Here is a 20800-nt window from a genome sequence, read left to right as displayed (position 1 = left end):
CGTCCAGCTCGGACAGCAGCGCCTGCAGCCGGGCCGCGGCCCGCTCCCGTACGGCGTCGTCGTCGGCGGCCGCCAACGCGGCGCCCAGCCGGTCGAGTTCGGCGTCGACGTCGACGTCGAGGACCGGGTCCTCCTGGGCGAGTTCGCCCGCGAGGTACGTCGCGAGCGCGGCCGGTGTCGGGTGGTCGTACACCAGCGTCGTGGGCAGCTCCAGCCCGGTCACCGCGGCCAGCCGGTTGCGCAGGGTCACGGCGGCGAGGGAGTCGAAGCCCAGCTCCTTGAGCTGCCGCCCGGGCTTGACGGCCTCCTTGCCGGCGTACTGCAGCACCTCGGCGATCTCGGTGCGCACCAGGTCGAGCAGCCGCCGCTCCCGGTCGGCGGGGGAGAGCGCGGCGAGCGCGGCGGACAGATCGACGGCGGGCTCGGTCGCGGCCTGCGGCTCCGCCTCGTCCGCGGGGCGCTCCTGCGGCGTCCGGCCGCGCCGCCAGGCCGAGAGGACCGGCAGCACCTCGCCCAGTCCCGCCTCCTCGGTGCCCAGCAGCGTGGCCAGGGAGCGGAGGTCCTCCTGCTCGACCGCCGCCCAGAAGTCGCCCTCCACCGAGCCGGGCACCGGTGCGGCGGGCGTGCCCGTCGTCTCCGGCCAGTAGCGCTGCCGCTGGAAGGGGTACGTCGGCAGGTCCGCCCTGCGGGCTCCCGAACCGGCGTACACCGCTGCCCAGTCGACGTCCGCTCCCCGCACGTAGGCCGTGGCGACGGCCGTGGTGAACGTCTCGGCCTCCGGGCGGCCGCGGCGCAGCGCCGGCACCAGCGCGACCGCGTCCGGCCGACCGGCCAGGGCCTCCTGCGCCAGCGCGGTGAGCACCGCGTCGGGACCCAGCTCCACGAGCGTCCGCACACCCGCCTCCACGAGCGAGGTGACGCCGTCGTGGAAGCGGACCGCCTCGCGGACGTGGCGCACCCAGTACTCCGGCGAGCACAGCTCCTCGGCCGTGGCCAAGCGGCCGTAGAGGTTCGACACCACCGGGATCCGCGGTTCGCTCAGGGACAGTCCGGCGACGACGGCCCGGAACTCCGCCAGCATCGGCTCCATGAGCGGTGAGTGGAAGGCGTGGCTGACCCGCAGCCGGCGGGTCTTGACGCCGCGCCCCGCGAGTTCGTCACCGATCGCGGTGACGGCGGCCTCGGTACCGGAGATCACCGTGGAGGCGGGGCCGTTGACGGCAGCGATGCCGGCCTCGTGCTCCCGCCCGGCGAGCAGCGGTACGACGTCCTCCTCGGCGGCGAGCGCGGAGAGCATGGCGCCGCCGGGCGGCAGCGCCTGCATCAGCCGGCCGCGGGCGGCCACCAGCGTGCAGGCGTCCGCCAGGGACAGCACCCCGGCGACGTGCGCGGCCACCACCTCGCCGATCGAGTGGCCCATCAGATGGCCGGGGCGCAGCCCCCAGGACTCGGCCAGCCGGTACAGCGCCACCTCGACCGCGAACAGCGCGGTCTGCGTGTACAGGGTCTCGTCGAGCAGCCCGGCCTCCGCCGAGCCGTCCGCCGCGAAGATCACCTCCCGCAGCGGCCGGTCCACGTGCGGGTCGAAGGCCGCGCAGACCGTGTCCAGCGTCCGGGCGAAGACGGGGAACGCCTCGTACAGTTGCCGGCCCATGCCGACGCGCTGGCTGCCCTGACCGGTGAACAGGACGGCGGGGGCGCCGCGCTCGGCCTCCCCGCGCGGACCGCGCACCAGCGTGGGCGCGGAGCCGTTTCCGGCCAGCGCCTCGAGGCCCTGGCGCAGCCCCTCGTCACCGGCCGCCACGACGACCGCGCGGACGTCGAGGGGCGCCCGGGTGGTCGCCAGCGAGAAGCCGAGGTCGAGGCCGGACGTCTCGTCGAGCAGGGCCGTGAGCCGCTCGGCCTGTGCGCCGAGGGCCGCGGACGTGTGCCCCGACAGGGGCAGGACCGTCACCGGCGGCGTGGTCGGCTCCGCTTCCGTCGTGGTGTCGTCCGCGGGTGGGGCCTGTTCGAGGATGACGTGGGCGTTGGTGCCGCTGATGCCGAAGGAGGAGACGGCGGCGCGGCGGGGGCGGCCGGTCTCGGGCCAGGGCTGTGTTTCGTTGAGGAGCCGGACGGCTCCGGCCTCCCAGTCGATGAAGGGTGAGGGTTCGTCGGCGTGGAGGGTGCGGGGCAGGACGCCGTGCTGCATGGCCTGGATCATTTTGATGACGCCTGCGGCGCCTGCGGCTGCTTGGGTGTGGCCGATGTTGGATTTCAGTGAGCCGAGCCAGAGGGGTTGTTCGTCGGTGTGGGCCTGGCCGTAGGTGGCGAGGAGGGCCTGGGCTTCGATGGGGTCGCCGAGGCGGGTGCCGGTGCCGTGCGCTTCCACGGCGTCGATGTCGGCGGGGCTGAGACCGGCGTTGTTGAGGGCGGCGCGTATGACGCGTTGCTGGGAGGGTCCGTTGGGGGCGGTGAGGCCGTTGCTGGCGCCGTCCTGGTTGATGGCGCTGCCCCGCAGGACGGCGAGGACGGTGTGTCCGTTGCGGCGGGCGTCGGAGAGTCGCTCCAGGACGAGGAGTGCGGCGCCCTCCGACCAGCCGGTGCCGTCCGCCGACGCCGCGAACGGCTTGCAGCGGCCGTCGGGGGCGAGACCGCGCTGGCGGCTGAACTCGATGAAGGTGCCGGGGGTGGACATGATGGTGACACCGCCGGCGAGCGCGAGGGAGCACTCGCCGTTGCGCAGGGCCTGCGCGGCCATGTGCAGGGCGACGAGCGAGGACGAGCAGGCGGTGTCGACGGTGACCGCCGGTCCCTCCAGACCGAAGGTGTACGCCACCCGGCCGGTGTGGACGCTGCCGGTGTTGCCGGTCCCCAGATAGCCCTCGAGGTCGCCGGACGCGGGGGCCAGGCGGCTCGCGTAGTCGTGGTACATCACGCCCGCGTAGACGCCGGTGTCGGTGCCGCGCAGGCTGGTCGGGTCGATGCCGGCCCGCTCGAAGGCCTCCCAGGCGGTCTCCAGCAGCAGCCGCTGCTGGGGGTCCATGGCGAGGGCCTCGCGCGGCGAGATCCCGAAGAACTCCGCGTCGAACTCGGCGGCCTCGTGCAGGAACCCGCCCTCCCTGGCGTACGAGGTACCCGGCGTGTCCGGGTCCGGGTCGAAGAGGGTCTCCAGGTCCCAGCCGCGGTCGGCCGGGAAGCCGGAGATCGCGTCACCGCCGTCCGCGACGAGCTTCCACAGCTCCTCGGGCGAGCCGAGCCCGCCGGGGAAGCGGCCGCTCATGCCGACCACGACGACCGGGTCGTCGACGCCCGTGTCCCGGGGCGCGGCGGAGACGACGGGCGTCTCGGAGACCGTGCCGCCCAGTTCGTCGAGCAGGAGGCGGGCGACGGCCGTGGGCGTGGGGTGGTCGAAGACCAGGGTGGCCGGCAGGCGCAGTCCGGTCGCCTTGTTGAGGCGGTTGCGCAGTTCCACAGCGGTCAGGGAGTCGATGCCGAGTTCCTTGAAGCCGCGGCGGGCGTCCACCGCCGCCGAGCCGGAGTAGTTCAGCGCGCCGGCGACCTCGCCCAGGACGAGGTCGAGCAGGAACGCCTCCCGCTGCTCCTCCTTCACACCGGACAGCCGCTCGGCGAGGGAACCGGCGGACGAGCCCGCACCGGCCTGCGCGGTCCGGCGCGCCGTCGTACGGACCAGCCCGCGCAGGACGGCCGGGACCTCGTCGGCCCGGGCCCGCAGACCGGCCGTGTCCAGCACGGCCGGCACCACGTCCGGCACATCGAGCGCCAGCGCCGTGTCGAACAGGGCGAGGCCCAGCGCCGGGTCCAGCGACCCGATGCCGGTGCGCGCGAGGCGCGCCAGATCGGTCTCGCTGAGTGTGGCGGCCATCCCGTCGTCGGCCCACGCGCCCCAGCCCAGCGACACGGCGGACCCGCCCTCGGCGCGGCGGCGCTGCGCCAGCGCGTCCAGGTACGCGTTCGCCGCCGCGTAGCTGCCCTGGCCCGCCGTGCCGTAGGTACCGGCGATGGAGGAGAAGAGCGCGAAGACGGACAGGTCCAGCCCTCGGGTCGCCTCGTCCAGGTTGCGTGCCGCGTCGGCCTTCGGCCGCAGGACGGCGGAGACGCGCTCGGGGGTGAGCGAGGTGAACACGCCGTCGTCGAGGACGCCGGCCGCGTGGATGACACCGGTGAGCGGGTGCTCCGCCGGTATGTCCGCCAGCAGGGCGTCCACGGCGGCGCGGTCGGCGACGTCGCAGGCGGCGAAGGTGACGTCGGCGCCCAGCGCGGTCAGCTCCCGCTCCAGTTCCTCCGCCCCGCCGGCGCTGCGGCCGCGTCGGCTGACGAGCAGCAGATGCCGTACCCCGTGCTCGGTGACGAGGTGCCGGGCGAAGAGCCCGCCGAGGGCGCCGGTGGCTCCGGTGACGAGGACCGTGCCGCCGGGGGTGAACGGCGAGCGCCGGGACTCCGGCGCGGCGGCCCTGGCCAGCCGCGGCGCGAGGAACCGGCCGTTCCGCAGGGCGAGCTGGGGCTCTCCCGCGGGCAGCGGCGCCCCGTCGGCGGTGTCGTCGAGACCGTCCACCAGCACGATCCGGTCCGGGTTCTCCGTCTGCGCCGAACGCAGCAGACCCCACACCGCGGCGGCCGCCGGATCCGGTGCCTCGCCCGCCACGGAGACCGCGCCCCGGGTGAGCACCACGAGCCGCTCGTCCTCCGGCCGGTCCTCGGCCAGCCACTCCTGCACCCGGCCGAGCACCAGATGGACGGTGTCGTGCACCGAACCGCCCGAGGGGACGTGCAGAACGGTGGCTTCGGCGGCCGGGGTGCCCGGCGGCACCGGAACCCACTCCAGCCGGAACAGCGCGTCCTGACCGCCGGACCGGAGCGCGTCGCGCAGCTGGGCGCCGGAGACGGTGCGCAGGGTCAGCGCGCCGACCTCGGCCACCGGCTCCCCGGTGCCGTCCGCCACCAGCAGCGACACGGTGTCCGGGCCGACCCGGCGCAGCCGCACCCGCACCGTCGCCGCACCGGTCGCGTGCAGGCGGACCGCACCGAAGGAGAACGGCAGGCGCGGCTCCTCGGACGGGTCGAGCGCGCCCAGCTCGATGGCGTGCAGCGCCGCGTCCAGCAGCGCCGGATGCAGACCGAACTTGCCGGCCTCGGCAGCCTGTTCGTCGGCGAGGGCGACCTCCGCGAAGACCGCGTCCTCACCTCGCCACACCTGCCGGAGCCCCTGGAAGGCGGGGCCGTAGGCGAAGCCCTTCGCGGCGAGCGTTCCGTACCAGTCGTCGAGGTCCACCGGCTGTGCGCCGCGGGGCGGCCAGACGGTCAGGGCGTCCTCCGCGGACGGGGTCCGTGCGTCGTCCCGGGCCAGCACGCCCGTGCCGTGCCGGGTCCACGGCCCGTCGGCCGCCTCCTCCGCGGTCCTCGAGTGGATGCTGAACGCGCAGTGCCCGGACTCGTCCGGAGCGCCCACCGAGACCTGGACCTGGACGCCGCCCGACGCGGGCAGCGCCAGCGGTGACTCCAGGGTCAGCTCCTCCACCAGTTGACAGCCCGCCAGGTCGCCGGCGCGCAGCGCCAGTTCCACGAGGGCCGTGCCCGGGAGGAGCACGGTGTCCAGCACGGCGTGGTCCGCGAGCCAGGGATGGTCGTCGAGGGACAGCCGGGTGGTGAGCACCAGGGCGTCGGAGTCGGCCAGCGAGACGGCCGCGCCGAGCAGCGGGTGCCCGGCCGGGCCGAGACCCAGCCCGGCGGCGTCCGCGTCGGCGCTGCGCGCGTCGTCGTGGCGCAGCCAGTAGCGCCGGCGCTGGAAGGCGTACGTCGGCAGGTCACCGGCCCGCGCCGCGCGGCCCCCGACGAGGGCCTGCCAGTCGGGCGCGGCGCCGCGCACCCACAGCTGGGCCAGCGCTGTGGTCAGGGACTCGGCCGCCGAACGGTCCTTGCGCAGGACGGTGACGAACTCCGGCTCCGGGTCGGCGCCTTCGGGCACGCAGGCCCGGCCCATGGCGGAGAGCACGCCGTCGGGGCCGAGTTCGAGGTAAGTGCGCACGCCGCGCTCGTGCAGCGTGGTGATGCCGTCGTGGAAGCGGACGGCCTCGCGGACGTGCCGCACCCAGTAGTCGGGGGAGGTGAGCTGCTCGGCGGTGGCGAGGCCCCCGGTGAGGTTGGAGACGACCGGGATGCGCGGCCGGCGGTAGGCGAGCCCCTCCGCGACCTGGCGGAACTCCGCCAGCATCGGCTCCATCAGGGGCGAGTGGAAGGCGTGGCTGACCCGCAGCCGGCGGGTCTTGTAGCCGAGCGCCGTCAGCGCCGCGTCGAGGTCCGCGACCGCTTCCTCGGTGCCCGAGAGCACCGTGGACTCCGGTCCGTTGACGGCCGCGACGGCGATCTCGTCCTCCCGGCCGGCGAGGTGGCCGGTGATCTGCTCCTCGGTGGCGAGCACGGAGAGCATGGCGCCGCCGGCCGGGAGCGCCTGCATCAGCCGGCCGCGGGCGGCGACGAGGGCGCAGGCGTCCTCCAGGGACAGGACTCCGGCGACGTGCGCGGCCGCCAGCTCGCCGATCGAGTGCCCGGCCACGTACTTCGGCCGCAGACCCAGGTGCTCGACCAGCCGGTACAGCGCGACCTCGAGAGCGAACAGCGAGGTCTGGGTGTAGAGGGTCTGGTCCAGGAGGCCGCCGTCGTCGGCGAACATCACCTCGCGCAGCGAGCGGCCGAGGTGGACGTCGAGATGCTTGCAGACCTCGTCCAGGGCCTGGGCGAAGACCGGCTGCGCCGCGTACAGTTCGCGGCCCATGCCGGCGCGCTGGCTGCCCTGACCGGTGAACAGGAACGCCGTGTCGCCCGCGACCGGCGCGCCCCGCACCAGCCGCGGCGCCGCCTGGTCCTCGGCCAGCAGGGCGAGCCCGGCCCGCAGCGCGTCGGACCCGTCCGCGAGCAGCACGGCCCGCTCCTCCAGCGTGGCCCGGTGCACGGCCAGCGACAGCCCGAGCGCGGGCAGGTCGACGTCCTGGTCCCGCTCCAGGTGGGCGATCAGCCGCCGTGCCTGGTCGCGCAGAGCGGCGGGGGTGCGGGCGGACAGCGGGACGGGGACGGGCGTCAGGGTCGGCTGCGCCTCGGGCGCCTCTTCCGATTCCTCGGTGGGAGGAGCCTGCTCCAGGATGACGTGCGCGTTGGTGCCGCTGATGCCGAAGGAGGAGACGGCGGCGCGGCGGGGGCGGCCGGTCTCGGGCCAGGGCTGCGCTTCGTTGAGCAGCCGGACCGCCCCGGCCTCCCAGTCGATGAACGGCGACGGCTCCTCGGCGTGCAGAGTGCGCGGGAGCAGCCCGTGCTCCATCGCCTTGACCATCTTGATCACCCCGCCGACGCCCGCGGCGGCCTGGGTGTGGCCGACGTTGGACTTCAGCGAGCCGAGCCACAGGGGCCGTTCGTCGGTGTGGGCCTGGCCGTAGGTGGCGAGGAGCGCCTGGGCCTCGATGGGGTCGCCGAGGCGGGTGCCGGTGCCGTGCGCCTCGACCGCGTCCACCTCGCTCAGGTCGAGGCCCGCGTTGCTCAGCGCCGCCCGGATGACGCGCTGCTGGGAGGGGCCGTTGGGGGCGGTGAGGCCGTTGCTGGCGCCGTCCTGGTTGACCGCGCTGCCGCGGACCAGGGCGAGCACGGTGTGCCCGTTGCGGCGGGCGTCCGACAGCTTCTCCAGGACGAGGACGCCGACGCCCTCCGACCAGCCGGTCCCGTCCGCCGACGCCGCGAACGACTTGCACCGCCCGTCCTGCGACAGCCCCTTCTGCCGGCTGAACTCCACGAACGTGCCCGGTGACGACATCACCGTGACCCCGCCCGCCAGCGCGAGCGAGCAGTCGCCCTGGCGCAGCGCCTGGACCGCGAGGTGCAGCGTGACGAGCGAGGAGGAGCAGGCCGTGTCGACGGTGACCGCCGGACCCTCCAGACCGAAGGTGTACGACACCCGGCCCGACAGCACGCTGCCGGCCCCGCCGGTCAGCCGGTGGCCGTCGGCCCCCTCGACGGGCTCGAACAGGTACGGCCCGTAGTCGTGGTACATGATGCCCGCGTACACGCCGGTGTCGCTGCCGCGCAGGCTGGTCGGGTCGATGCCGGCCCGCTCGAAGGCCTCCCAGGCGGTCTCCAGGAACAGCCGCTGCTGGGGGTCCATGGCGAGCGCCTCGCGCGGCGAGATCCCGAAGAACTCCGCGTCGAACTCGGCGGCGTCGTGCAGGAATCCGCCCTCGCGGGTGTACGAGGTCCCCGGCCGGTCGGGATCCGGGTCGTGCAGCCGCTCCAGGTCCCAGCCGCGGTCCACGGGGAACGGCGAGACCGCGTCGGTTCCCTGCTCGAGGAGCTGCCACAGGCCCTCGGGCGAGGTGACGCCGCCCGGGTAGCGGCAGCTCATGCCGACGATGGCGATGGGTTCACGGGAGGCGGCGAGCAGCTCCTGGTTCTGCTGCCGCAGCCTGCTGGTCTCCTTCAGCGAGTCCCGCAGCGCTGCCACGACCGCTTCGGACGAGGTGTTGTTCATGCTGTTCCTTCTCCAGGACTCAGGAGCCGTGGCTCTCGCGAGCCATGCGGACGAGGGCGTCGACGTCGAGGGCGTCGATGTCGAGGTCGGAGGCGTCTGCCGACGGAGCGGAGGGCTGCTCCGCCGCGGGGGCCGGGGCCGGCTCGGTGAGGTCGAGCAGCCGGTCGAGCAGACCGGAGCCGCGCAGCCGGTCGATGGACAGGGTGGCGAGCATGCGGCGGATGTCGTGGTCGCCCAGGGCACCGGCGGGCGGCTCCGCCGGCCCGGCGGACGGCCCTTCGGCGGGCGCCAGTTCGTCGAGCAGGAGGCGGGCGACGGCCGTGGGCGTGGGGTGGTCGAAGACCAGGGTCGCGGGCAGGCGCAGTCCGGTGGCCTTGTTGAGGCGGTTGCGCAGTTCCACGGCGGTCAGCGAGTCGATGCCGATCTCCTTGAACCCGCGGCGGGCGTCCACCGCGTCGGAACCCGCGTAGTCCAGGGTCCGGGCGACCTCGGCGCGTACCAGGTCGACGAGCTGTTCCTCCTGTTCCTCGGGCGTCAGGCCGGCGAGCCGCTGCGCGAGGGACGGCCCGCCCGCGTCCTCGGCCGCCGGTCCGCCCGCCGCGGCCTTGCGCGGCGGCACCCGGACCAGCCCGCGCAGCAGTGCGGGCAGCTCCGCCTGCCGGGCCCGCAGGGCCGCGGTGTCCACCGGCAGCGGTACGGCCCCCGCCGCGCCGAGGGCCACGGCGGCGTCGAAGAGGCGCATGCCCTGCTCCGGTGCGATCGGGACCATGCCGAGCCGGGCGAAACGGTTGCGATCGGCTTCGCCGAGGCCCGCCGCCATACCGCCCTCTGCCCACGGGCCCCACGCCAGGGAGACCGCCGGCAGGCCGTGGGCCCGGCGATGCTGGGCGAGCGCGTCCAGGTAGACGTTGGCCGCCGCGTAGTTCGCCTGCCCGGCGCCGCCGACCAGGCCCTGGATCGAGGAGAAGAGCGCGAAGACGTCCAGGTCCAGCCCTCGGGTCGCCTCGTGCAGGTTGCGGGCGGCGTCCGCCTTGGGGCGCAGGACGGCGGAGACGCGCTCCGGCGTCAGCGTGGCGAACACGCCGTCGTCGAGGACGCCGGCCGCGTGGATGACACCGGTGAGCGGGTGCTCCGCCGGTATGTCCGCCAGCAGGGCGTCCACGGCGGCGCGGTCGGCGACGTCGCAGGCGGCGAAGGTGACGTCGGCGCCCAGCGCGGTCAGCTCCCGCTCCAGTTCCTCCGCCCCGCCCGCGCTGCGGCCGCGTCGGCTGACGAGCAGCAGATGCCGTACCCCGTGCTCGGTGACGAGGTGCCGGGCGAGCAGCCCGCCGAGCGCCCCGGTGGCCCCGGTGATCAGCACCGTGCCGTCCGGCGCGAAGGACGGGACCTCGGTCCCGGTCACGGTGACCCGCGCCAGCCGCGGGGTCAGCGCCGTGCCGCCGCGTACGGCGAGCTGGGCGTCCGAGGCGGCCAGCGCCGCCGTGAGCGCGGCCTCGTCGTCGATGTCCTCGACGTCCACCAGGACGATCCGGTCGGGGTTCTCCGTCTGCGCCGAGCGCAGCAGTCCCCAGGCCGCCGCGGCCGGGAGGTCGCGTACGTCCTCGTCGGCGGTGACGGCGACCGCGCCCTCGGTCACGACGACCAGCCGCTCGTCGGCGGGCCGGTCCTCCGCCAGCCATCGCTGGGCCAGGGCGAGCGCCTCGTGCACCGTGTCGTGCACCGACCCCCCGCCCCGCAGCCGTACGACGGTCGTGGCGGCGGGAGCGGCGCCGGGCCCGGCCGGCACCCACTCCACGCGGAACAGCGCTTCATGGGCCCGGCCCTCCGCGGCGCTCAACTGCTCCGGGGAGACCGCCCGCACGGCGAGCGCCTCGACCGAGGCGACCGGGGCGCCGGCGGCGTCGGTGACCTCGATCGTCACCGCGTCGTTCCCGGCCGGCGCCAGCCGCACCCGGGCCGCCGTGGCCCCGGTGGCGAACAGGCGCACACCGCTCCAGGCGAACGGCAGCCGCGGCTCGCCCGTGCCCGGCAGAACGCCCAGCTCGATGGCGTGCAGCGCGGAGTCGAGCAGCGCCGGATGGAGCCCGAAGGCGGACGCGCCCTCGGCCTGGTCGTCGGGCAGGCGCAGTTCGGCGAACACCTCGTCGCCACGCCGCCACACGGCACGCAGCCCGCGGAAGGCGGGACCGTAGTCGAATCCCTGCTCCGCCAGGTCGTGGTAACGCTTCGTCAGGTCCACCGGCTCGGCGTCGCGCGGCGGCCAGGACGTGAGGTCCGGGCCGGGCCGCGCGTCCTCGGCGGCCAGCCAGCCGCTCGCGTGCCGGGTCCACGGCCGCTCGGTGTCGTCGCCCTCCGGCCGTGAGTGCAGGGTCACCTCGCGCCGCCCGGACTCGCCCGGAGCGCCGACGACCACCTGGAACCGCACACCGCCCCGCTCCGGGAGCACGAGCGGAGCCTCCAGCGTCAGCTCCTCCAGCACGCCGGCCAGCGCCTCGTCTCCCGCCCGCAGCGCCAGCTCCACGAACGCGGTGCCGGGCAGCAGCACCCGGTCGAGCACCACGTGGTCCCCGATCCAGGGCTGGGAGGCGAGCGAGAGTCGCCCGGTGAACAGCAGTTCCTCGGTGTCGGCCCGCTGGACCGCCGCGCCGATCAGCGGGTGGTCCACCGTGCCGAGGCCCACCGCCGAGGCGTCCTTGGCCTGGGCCGTGTTCGGCTGCCAGTAGCGCTGGTGCTGGAACGGGTAAGTGGGCAGATCGACCCGCCGCGCCGCCCGGCCGCCGAACACGGCCTGCCAGTCCGGAGCGGTTCCGCGCACCCACAGCTGCGCCAGCGCGCTGCCGAGGGCGACGGGTTCCGGACGGTCCTTGCGCAGAGCCGTGACGAACTCCGGCTCCACGTCTGTCGTTTCCGGCACACAGGCCCGGCCCATGGCGGACAGCACACCGTCCGGGCCGAGTTCGAGATACGTCGTCACGCCGTGCCGGTGCAGCGTGGCGATGCCGTCGTGGAAGCGGACGGCCTCGCGGACGTGCCGCACCCAGTAGTCGGGTGAGGTGAGCTGCTCCTCCGTGGCCAGCGCACCCGTGACGTTCGAGACGACCGGGATGCGCGCCGGACGGAATTCCAGGCCGCGCGCGACGGCCGCGAACTCCTCCAGCATCGGCTCCATGTGCGGCGAGTGGAAGGCGTGGCTGACCCGCAGCCTGCGGGTCTTGAACCCCTGCTCCTCCAGCTTCCCGGCCACGTCCAGGGTGGCCAGCAGATCGCCGGAGATCACGGTCGAGGCGGGCCCGTTGACGGCGGCGATCGCCACCTCGCCCTCCCGACCCGCGAGGTGCTCGGCGACCTGCTCCTCCGTGGCGAGCACGGAGACCATCGCCCCGTCCTGCGGCAGCGCCTGCATCAGCCGGCCGCGAGCGGCCACCAGGGTGCAGGCGTCCTCCAGGGACAGGACTCCGGCGACGTGCGCGGCCGCCAGCTCGCCGATCGAGTGCCCCGCCACGAACTGCGGGGTGACACCCAGGTGGACGACGAGCCGGTACAGCGCCACCTCGAGCGCGAACAGCGCGGTCTGCGTGTGGACCGTCTGGTCCAGCAGCTGGGCCTGCCAGTCGGCGTCGCCGCCCGTGCCGAACATCAGGTCGCGCAGCGAGCGGCCGAGGTGGGCGTCCAGGTGCTCGCAGACCTCGTCCAGGGCCTGGGCGAAGACGGGGAACGCCTCGTACAGCTCGCGGCCCATGCCGATGCGCTGGCTGCCCTGCCCGGTGAACAGGAACGCCGTGTCGCCCGTGGCCGCCTCGCCCTGCAGGAGACGGTTCGACGAGCCGCCGTCGGCCAGCGCCGCCAGGCCGGCGAGCAGCCCGTCCCGGTCCTCGGCCGCGATGACCGCGCGCTGGTCGAGCGCGGCCCGGTGCACGGCCAGCGACAGCCCGAGCGCGGGCAGGTCGACGTCCTGGTCGCGCTCCAGGTGGGCGATCAGCCGCCGTGCCTGGTCGCGCAGAGCGGCGGGGGTGCGGGCGGACAGCGGGACGGGGACGGGCATGCCAGCGGGCCGCGCGTCCGGCGTGGACCCCTCGGATTCCTCGGTGGGAGGAGCCTGTTCGAGGATGACGTGGGCGTTGGTGCCGCTGATGCCGAAGGAGGAGACGGCGGCGCGGCGGGGGCGGCCGGTCTCGGGCCAGGGCTGTGCTTCGTTGAGCAGCCGGACCGCCCCGGCCTCCCAGTCGATGAACGGTGACGGCTCCTCGGCGTGCAGAGTGCGGGGCAGGACGCCGTGCTGCATGGCCTGGATCATTTTGATGACGCCTGCGGCGCCTGCGGCTGCTTGGGTGTGGCCGATGTTGGATTTCAGTGAGCCGAGCCAGAGGGGTTGTTCGTCGGTGTGGGCCTGGCCGTAGGTGGCGAGGAGGGCCTGGGCTTCGATGGGGTCGCCGAGGCGGGTGCCGGTGCCGTGCGCTTCCACGGCGTCGATGTCGGCGGGGCTGAGACCGGCGTTGTTGAGGGCGGCCCGTATGACGCGTTGCTGGGAGGGTCCGTTGGGGGCGGTGAGGCCGTTGCTGGCGCCGTCCTGGTTGATGGCGCTGCCGCGCAGGACGGCGAGGACGGTGTGTCCGTTGCGGCGGGCGTCGGAGAGTCGCTCCAGGACGAGGAGCGCGGCGCCCTCCGACCAGCCGGTCCCGTCCGCCGACGCCCCGAACGACTTGCACCGCCCGTCGACCGACAGCCCCTTCTGCCTGCTGAACTCGATGAAGGTGCTGGGCGTGGACATGATGGTGACACCGCCGGCGAGCGCGAGGGAGCACTCGCCCTGGCGGAGGGCCTGGGCGGCCATGTGGAGGGCGACGAGCGAGGAGGAGCAGGCGGTGTCGACGGTGACCGCCGGTCCCTCAAGACCGAAGGTGTACGACACCCGGCCCGACAACACGCTGGCCGCCGACCCCGTCATGCGCTGGCCCTCCGCCCCGCCGCTCGGCCCGTCCTGGTCGCGGAAGGTGAACGTGCCCGCGTAGACACCGGTTTCGGTGCCGCGCAGGCTCGTCGGGTCGATGCCGGCCCGCTCGAAGGCCTCCCAGGCGGTCTCCAGAAGGAGCCGCTGCTGGGGGTCCATGGCGAGGGCCTCGCGCGGCGAGATCCCGAAGAACTCCGCGTCGAACTCGGCGGCCTCGTGCAGGAATCCGCCGCGCCGGGTGTAGGAGGTGCCGGTCCGCTCCCCGTCCGGGTCGAAGAGGGTCTCCAGGTCCCAGCCGCGGTCGGCCGGGAAGTCGGTGATGGCCTCGCCACCGGCGGCCACCAGCTCCCACAGCTCCTCGGGCGAGCCGATCCCGCCCGGGAGCCTGCTGCTCATGCCGACCACGACGACCGGGTCGTCGGCGGATCCGCCCGGGGCGGTGACGGAAGCCGACGGGGAGTTCCGGTCACCGAGCAGCTCCGAACGCAGGAAGCGGACGACGGCGTCCCCGGTGGGGTGATCGAAGATCAGGGTGGGCGGGACGCGCAGCCCCGAGGCGATGCCGAGCCGGTCGCGCAGCTCGACGCCGGTGAGCGAGTCGAAGCCGAGCTCCTTGAACGTGAGGTCCATCTCGACGGAGTCGGCGGACGGGTACTCCAGCACCGCGGCCACCTCGCGCCGGACCAGGTCCGCGACGGCCCGTTCGGCCTCCGCCCGCGGCAGCCCGGACAGCCGCCGGGCCAGGGGACTCGTCGCGGGCTCCTGGACTTCCCGGGGCTCCGGGGCCTTCTGGGCTTCCCGGGTCTCCGAGGCCTCCGGGACCTCCGAGGGGGCGGCAGGCTGCTCGGCGGGGGTGTCCGGCGCCGACAGCCAGTAGGACGCGCGCTGGAACGCGTACGTCGGCAGCTCGACGCGCGAGCCGGGCCCGGCGGCGCGCCGCCAGTCGACCGGTGCGCCGTGCGCGTGCAGCTCGGCCACCGCCGACAGCAGTGCGGGCACCTCGGCCCGCGAGCGGCGCGCGGAGGTGACCAACCGCGCGTCCTCGGTGAGGCAGTCGCGCCCCATCGCCGCGAGGACGGCGTCCGGGCCCACCTCCAGGTAGGTACGGACACCGCTCCCCTCCACGGCGCGCATGCCGTCGAGGAAGCGGACGCCCTCCCGGGCGTGGCGCACCCAGTACTCCGCCGTGCCGATCTCCTCGGCGGACACGGCCCGGCCCGTCAGGTTCGACACCACCGTGATGCGCGGCGCGTGGTACGTCAGCGGCCGCGCCGCCTCCCGGAAGGCGTCCAGCATCGCGTCCATGTGCGGTGAGTGGAAGGCGTGGCTGACGCGCAGCCGCTTGGTCCTGCGCCCCTGCTCCTCCCAGTGCCGGGCGGTCTCCAGGACGGCGTCCTCGTCGCCCGCGATCACCGTCGACAGCGGGCCGTTGGTCGCGGCCACCGCGACCTGGCCCTCCCGCCCCGCCAGGGTGGCCCGCAGCTCCTCCTCCGAGGCCTGGACCGACACCATGGCGCCGCCGGCCGGAAGCGCGTCCATCAGCCTGCCGCGCGCGGCCACCAGGGTCGCGGCGTCCGGCAGCGACAGCACGCCGGCGACATGGGCGGCGGCCAGCTCGCCGACGGAGTGGCCCATGACGACGGACGGGGTGACTCCCCAGTGTCCGAGGAGCCGGTGGAGGGCGACCTCGTACGCGAAGAGGGCGGGCTGGGTGTAGCGGGTCCGGTGCAGCAGAGCGCCGTCGGCGGAGTCCTCGTCGGCGAACATCACGTCCCGCAGCGGCCGTTCGAGCTCCGGGTCCAGCAGCCCGCACACCTCGTCCAGCGCGTCGGCGAACACGGGGAACGCCTCGTACAGGTCCCGTCCCATGCCCGCGCGCTGGCTGCCCTGACCGGTGAACAGGAAGGCGAGACCACCGTCCCGCGCCACCCCGCGCACCAGGCCGGGCGCCGACTCCCCGGCGGACAGCGCGGTCAGCGAGGCCAGCAGGGCGGACCGGTCCTCGACGAGGAGGACGGCGCGATGCCTGAAGTGCGTGCGCGTGGTGGCGAGGGAGTACGCCACGTCCGCCGGCGTGAGTTCCGGGCGGTCCTCCAGATGCCGGGCCAGCCGGTCGGCCTGGGCGGCGAGCGCCTGCCCGGTCCGGGCGGACAGCGGCGCGAGCACCGGACCGGCCGCGGCGGCCGGCGCGGATCCGGCCTCGGGCGAGGGCCGCCAGTCGGACAGCACGAGGTGGCAGTTGGTGCCGCCCATCCCGAAGGAGCTGACTCCGGCCAGGACGGGCTCGGCGCCGTCGTCGCGCAGCTTCGTCGTCCCGGTGGCGACGGCGAGGCGCAGGTCGTCGAGGGGGATGGCGGGATTGGCCTGGGCGAAGTTGAGGCTCGGCACGAGGGTGCCGGAGCGCAGGCACAGCGCCGCCTTGATGAGCCCCGCGATGCCCGCCGCGCCTTCCAGATGGCCGATGTTGGTCTTCACCGAGCCGACCAGCAGGGGATCGTCCGTGGCCCGTCCCGTGCCCAGGACCGCGCCGAGGGCGGCCGCCTCGACCGGGTCGCCGACCGGGGTACCCGTGCCGTGCAGCTCCACGAACCGCACCTCGGACGGCTCGATCCCGGCCGCCGCGCAGGCCTGGCGCAGCACGTCCTCCTGGGCGGCGCCGCGGGGCGTGGTGAGCGCGCCGCCGCCGCCGTCGTTGTTGACGGCACCGCCGCGGATGACGCAGTACACGTCGTCCCCGTCGGCGAGGGCCTGCCGGAGCGTCTTGAGGACGACGATCCCGCCTCCCTCGCCGCGTACGTACCCGTCGGCCCGCTCGTCGAAGGTGTACGTCCGTCCCTGCGGGGACAGGGCGCCGAACCGCTCCGCGACGGTGAAGCCCTCCGCGGCCAGGTTGAGGCTGACCCCGCCGGCCAGCGCCACGGTGGACTCGCCCTTGCGCAGGCTCTCGCAGGCGAGCTGGACGGCCACCAGCGACGAGGACTGTCCGGTGTCCACCACGAGGCTGGGTCCGCGCAGGCCCAGGGCGAAGGACAGCCGGTTGGCGATGATGCCGCGGCTGGTGCCGGTGATGGTGTGGTGGGTGACGCCGTCGGCGCCGTACCGCTGGACCAGTTTGGCGTAGTCGTCCCAGATCGCGCCGATGAAGACGCCGACGGGGGTGTCCCGCAGCGTGCCCGGGACGATGCCCGCGTTCTCCAGGGACTCCCAGCCCAGTTCCAGGACCAGGCGCTGCTGCGGGTCCATGGCCGTCGCCTCGCGCGGGGAGACGCCGAAGAACTCCGGCTCGAACTCGTCGACCCGGTCCAGGAATCCGGCCGGCCGCGTGCCGGCACCGGCGGTCAGGCCTGGACGGCCCGGGGGCACCGGGCCGACCGCGCTCTCGCCGTCGGACAGCAGCCGCCAGAAGGCGGCGGGGTCCTGGGCGCCGGGGAAGCGGCAGGCGAGGCCCACCACAGCAATTGCGTCGTCCGGTACCGAGTACCCTTCGGGACGACCGGATCCGGGACGGATGGCCATGTTCTTCGCTCTCCTGTCGGCGGCAACAGCGCGCGGCGGGCCGGACCGCGGCGCGCGGACGTGCGTGAAATGGCGCGGGCGGAGTGCGAGGCCGGGAGGCCGCTCGCACCACGCCCGCGTGAGGGAGGGGCGGCGGAGGCGCTACGTGTACGTGTAGAAGCCGCGGCCCGACTTCTTGCCCAGCAGCCCGGCCTCCACCATGCGCAGCAGCAGGGCGGGCGGCGCGTACAAGGGCTCCTTGGACTCCTCGTACAGGGACTCGGCGATGGACACCGTGGTGTCGAGGCCGATCAGGTCGGCGAGGCGCAGCGGGCCCAGCGGGTGCGAGCAGCCCAGGGTCATGCCCTGGTCGACCACCTCGGCGGTCGCCAGGCCGGAGTCGACCATGCGGATGGCGGACAGCAGGTAGGGGAACAGCAGGGCGTTCACCACGAACCCGGCGCGGTCCGGCGCCTTGATGGCGGTCTTGCCGAGCCGGGCCACGAAGGCCTCGGTCCGGGCGCTCACGCGGGGATCCGTCAGGATCGAGTCGACGATCTCCACGAGGGGCAGCACCGGGGCCGGGTTGAAGAAGTGAATCCCGATGACCTGCTCAGGGCGGCTGGTGGCCTGGGCGAGCCGCGCGATCGACAGCGACGACGTGTTCGAGGCGAAGATCGCGTCGGGCGCCTGAACGATCTTGTCGAGCGAGGCGAACAGGTCGAGCTTGAGCGTCTCGTCCTCCTTCACCGCCTCGACCACCAGCTGGCGGTCGCCCAACTCGCCGAGGTCGCGGGTGAACGTGATCCGCCCCAGCGCCGAATCGCGCTGCTCCTGGCTGATCCTGCCCTTGCCCAGGGCCCGGTCCAGCGACCGGGCGATCCGGCCGGGGCCGGTCTCCAGGGAGCGGTCGGAGGAGACCGCGACCCGCACGTCGCAGCCCGCCTTCGCACACAGCTCCGCGATCCCGGCGCCCATGATGCCGCTGCCGACCACGCCCACCCGCTCGATGTCCGGGCCGGAACCGGTGCCGGTCATGCCGTCACCCCCCAGCGGACCAGGGAGGCCCCGATGGACATCCCGCCCCCGAACCCGGCGAGCAGCACGAGGTCGCCGGGGGAGAGCGCACCCGAGCGGTTCGCCTCGTCGAGGGCGACCGGCACCGACGCGCTGCCGACGTTGCCGTACTTCTGCAGCGTCCGGTGCGTGACCGCACGGGTCAGCCCGGCCAGCTCGACGACTTCGCCGAGCATGACCCCGTTGGCCTGGTGCGGCACGAAGTGGTCCACCTGCTCCATGCCGACGCCGACCCGGCCGGCCAGCGCGGTCAGGGCCGGCGGGACGTGCTCGCCGACGAAGTCGCGTACACCGCGGCCGTTCATCCGGAAGTAGTGGCCGCCCTCGGCGAGGGTCGTCTCCGAGGTGGGGTTCCTGCTGCCGCCCGCCTCCACCCGGATCAGATCGTGGGCGTCGCCTCGGCTGATGAGATCGGTGCCGATGATGCCGTACGGCGCGTCCACCGGGCCGAGGACGGCGGCGCCGGCACCGTCGGCGAACAGCACGGCCGTGCGCCGGTCGTCGAAGTCGAGGATCCGCGAGTAGAGATCGGCGCCGATGACCAGCGCATGACGGTCCGGACGTCCGTCGATCAGCCGCCGGGCGATCTCCATGGCGTAGACGAAGCCGCTGCACACGACGTTGACGTCGAAGCACGCCGCCCCGAACGCGCCCAGCGCGTCCTGCACCAGATACGACGTGGGCGGCTGCGGAAAGTCCCCGGTCGACGTCGACACGATCAGGTAGTCGACCCGGTCCGCGGTCAGTCCGGCCTGGTCCAGCGCCCGGTTCGCGGCCTGGACCGCGAGGTCCGAGGTGGCCTCGTCCGGTGCCGCGTAGCGGCGCGAGACGATCTGGGTCTTGCGCTCGATCCATTCCGCCGTGGTGCCGACGCGGGCGGCGACCTCCTCGTTGCCGACTTCCTCCTTCGGCAGATAGGACCCGGTCCCTACGATCCCGGTGCGTTGCTCTGTCACGTCACGCAGCCCTTTCCTGGGACTTCGCATGGTCGGACGTTCCGTTCGGGCCCGTGGCGCGCAGCGGGTTCAGCCGCTCGTACCCGAGGGCGGCCCGCAGCTCGGGGTCGGTCACACCGAGGCCCTCCTCGGGAGCCAGGCACAGGACACCGACCTTGCCGATGTGCCGGTTGCGCTGGACGAGCCGGGCGGCCTCGGCGACGTCGGCCAGCGGATACACCTCGGACAGCACGGGGGACACCCGGCCGAGCCGGACCAGCCGGTTCAACTCCCACTGCTCCTGGAGGTTGGCGGCGTGACTGCCCACGATCCGCTTGAGGTTCATCCAGAGATAGCGGTTGTCGAACTGGTGCTGATAACCCGTGCTGGAACCGCAGGTGACGACGGTTCCGCCGCGCCGTACGACGAATACGGAAATGCCGAACGTGGCCTGTCCGATGAAGTCGAAGACGACGTGCGGATCCTCACCGACCGCCGCCCTGATGGCCCGTCCGAGCCGCTTGCCCAATTCGATGGTGCGGTCCGGTGTGAGAGCCTCGTCGCCCCCCAGACCGATCTCATTGCGATTGATGACGACATCGCAGCCGAGGCGGCGCAGAATGTCGGCCTTCTCTTCCGAGCTGACCACGCCGATGGGAATTCCCCCGGCATTCTTGACCAGTTGTACGGCGAATGCGCCGAGACCGCCGGTCGCTCCCCAGATGAGGACGATGTCGCCCTGCTTGATACGGGCCCCGTTGTCGCTGACCAGCATCCGGTAGGAGGTCGCGGCCGTGAGCATGACGCCCGCCGACTCCTCCCAGGTCAGATGGGCGGGCTTGTCGAGCAGCTGGCTCGCCCGTACGACGGCGTAGTGCGCGAGTCCGCCGAAGTTGGTCTCGTAGCCCCAGATGCGCTGGCCGGCGCCGAGCATGCCGTCGGCGTGGGTGGCCGGCTCCTGGTCGTCCACCTGCACACAGCTGACGACGACATGGTCACCCGGCCGCCAGCGGCGTACGCCGGCACCCACCCGCACGATGACCCCGGAGGCGTCGGAGCCCAGGACGTGGTGGGGCAGGTCGTGCCGTGCGGCGTGGCCGCCCTCCCGGCCCAGGCGCTTCAGGAAATTGAAGGTGGAGACCGGCTGGAACGTCGCGGACCAGACCGTGTTGTAGTTGATCGAGCTCGCCATCACGGCCACCACGACTTCGTCCGGGGCGAGGGCGGGCATGGGGACTCGGTCCACGTGCAGGGACTTCCGTACGTCCCTGTCGGAAACGCCGTCGAACATGTTGACGTCGTCGATCCGCAGATGCGCGGCCAGATAACTCTCGGGAAGATCGATTGTCTCGATTTTCTCCGCGTCGACCCCTGCGAGGAGAGCTTCGGTCAACGCATCCATGACGACCCCTTTCCGTCGGGAAAACGGCTGCTTCAGGATGGAAGCCGCCAACTCGGATCAGACCTGTCGAGGGGGCACAGCACAGTGTGCGAAGGGTTCCTGCGACGCCGTTCACGTTACGCATTCACAGGTCCCGCCCCGTACCCTTAGCCGCCCCCTATGCGGGACCCCATAAGGGTGGGGGACCCGTCTCGGCTAGGGGTTCTCATTCATGGGAGCAATGCGCGGCGCCGGTCGGCGGACGAATGCGCCGGTCTCACGGCCGTACGGCGCGTTGTGATGGCACTCACACCCCTAATCCGCGGAGTTCCGGGTCCCCGGTGGGTGCCGCGCGAGGTGGGATCGGCTCTCATGGACCTGCTGAACACGCTGGTGGACAAGGGGCTTCGGCGCGAGCTGCCGACCCGCGAGGAGGCGCTGGCCGTCCTCGCGAC

At 73.9% G+C, this 20800-nt stretch carries 4 protein-coding genes and 1 pseudogene; all 5 read right to left on the bottom strand.

Features of this window, described 5'->3' with window-relative positions; genetic code table 11:
- Positions 1 to 139 precede the first annotated feature (139 nt).
- Positions 140 to 8473 (bottom strand): annotated as a pseudogene (locus ACZ42A_RS38110) (SDR family NAD(P)-dependent oxidoreductase); the annotation flags it as partial.
- Positions 8474 to 8528: 55 nt separating this feature from the next.
- On the bottom strand, positions 8529 to 16973 hold the full coding sequence (locus tag ACZ42A_RS38105; protein ID WP_468531962.1) for a type I polyketide synthase: 8445 nt from the start codon (positions 16971 to 16973) through the stop codon (positions 8529 to 8531).
- 141 nt (positions 16974 to 17114) lie between these two features.
- Positions 17115 to 17990, bottom strand: a complete 876-nt coding sequence (locus ACZ42A_RS38100; protein ID WP_468531961.1) for a 3-hydroxybutyryl-CoA dehydrogenase — start codon at positions 17988 to 17990, stop codon at positions 17115 to 17117.
- On the bottom strand, positions 17987 to 18985 hold the full coding sequence (locus tag ACZ42A_RS38095) for a 3-oxoacyl-ACP synthase III family protein (protein ID WP_468531960.1): 999 nt from the start codon (positions 18983 to 18985) through the stop codon (positions 17987 to 17989). The genes ACZ42A_RS38100 and ACZ42A_RS38095 overlap by 4 nt, the downstream gene beginning before the upstream one ends.
- A gap of 1 nt (position 18986) precedes the next feature.
- Positions 18987 to 20366, bottom strand: a complete 1380-nt coding sequence (gene ccrA, locus ACZ42A_RS38090; protein WP_468531959.1) for a crotonyl-CoA carboxylase/reductase — start codon at positions 20364 to 20366, stop codon at positions 18987 to 18989.
- Positions 20367 to 20800: the final 434 nt, after the last annotated feature.

It is taken from the genome of Streptomyces sp. NPDC030838 (genome assembly GCF_055572035.1).
Note: the sequence above shows the minus strand (reverse complement) of the source record. Positions and strands in the feature narration are given on the sequence as shown.

Excerpts from the sequence above, each read along its gene's own strand:
- ACZ42A_RS38105 (WP_468531962.1), bottom strand. The coding sequence starts at position 16,973 with ATGGCCATCCGTCCCGGATCCGGTCGTCCCGAAGGGTACTCGGTACCG.
- ACZ42A_RS38100 (WP_468531961.1), bottom strand. The coding sequence starts at position 17,990 with ATGACCGGCACCGGTTCCGGCCCGGACATCGAGCGGGTGGGCGTGGTC.
- ccrA (WP_468531959.1), bottom strand. The coding sequence starts at position 20,366 with ATGGATGCGTTGACCGAAGCTCTCCTCGCAGGGGTCGACGCGGAGAAA.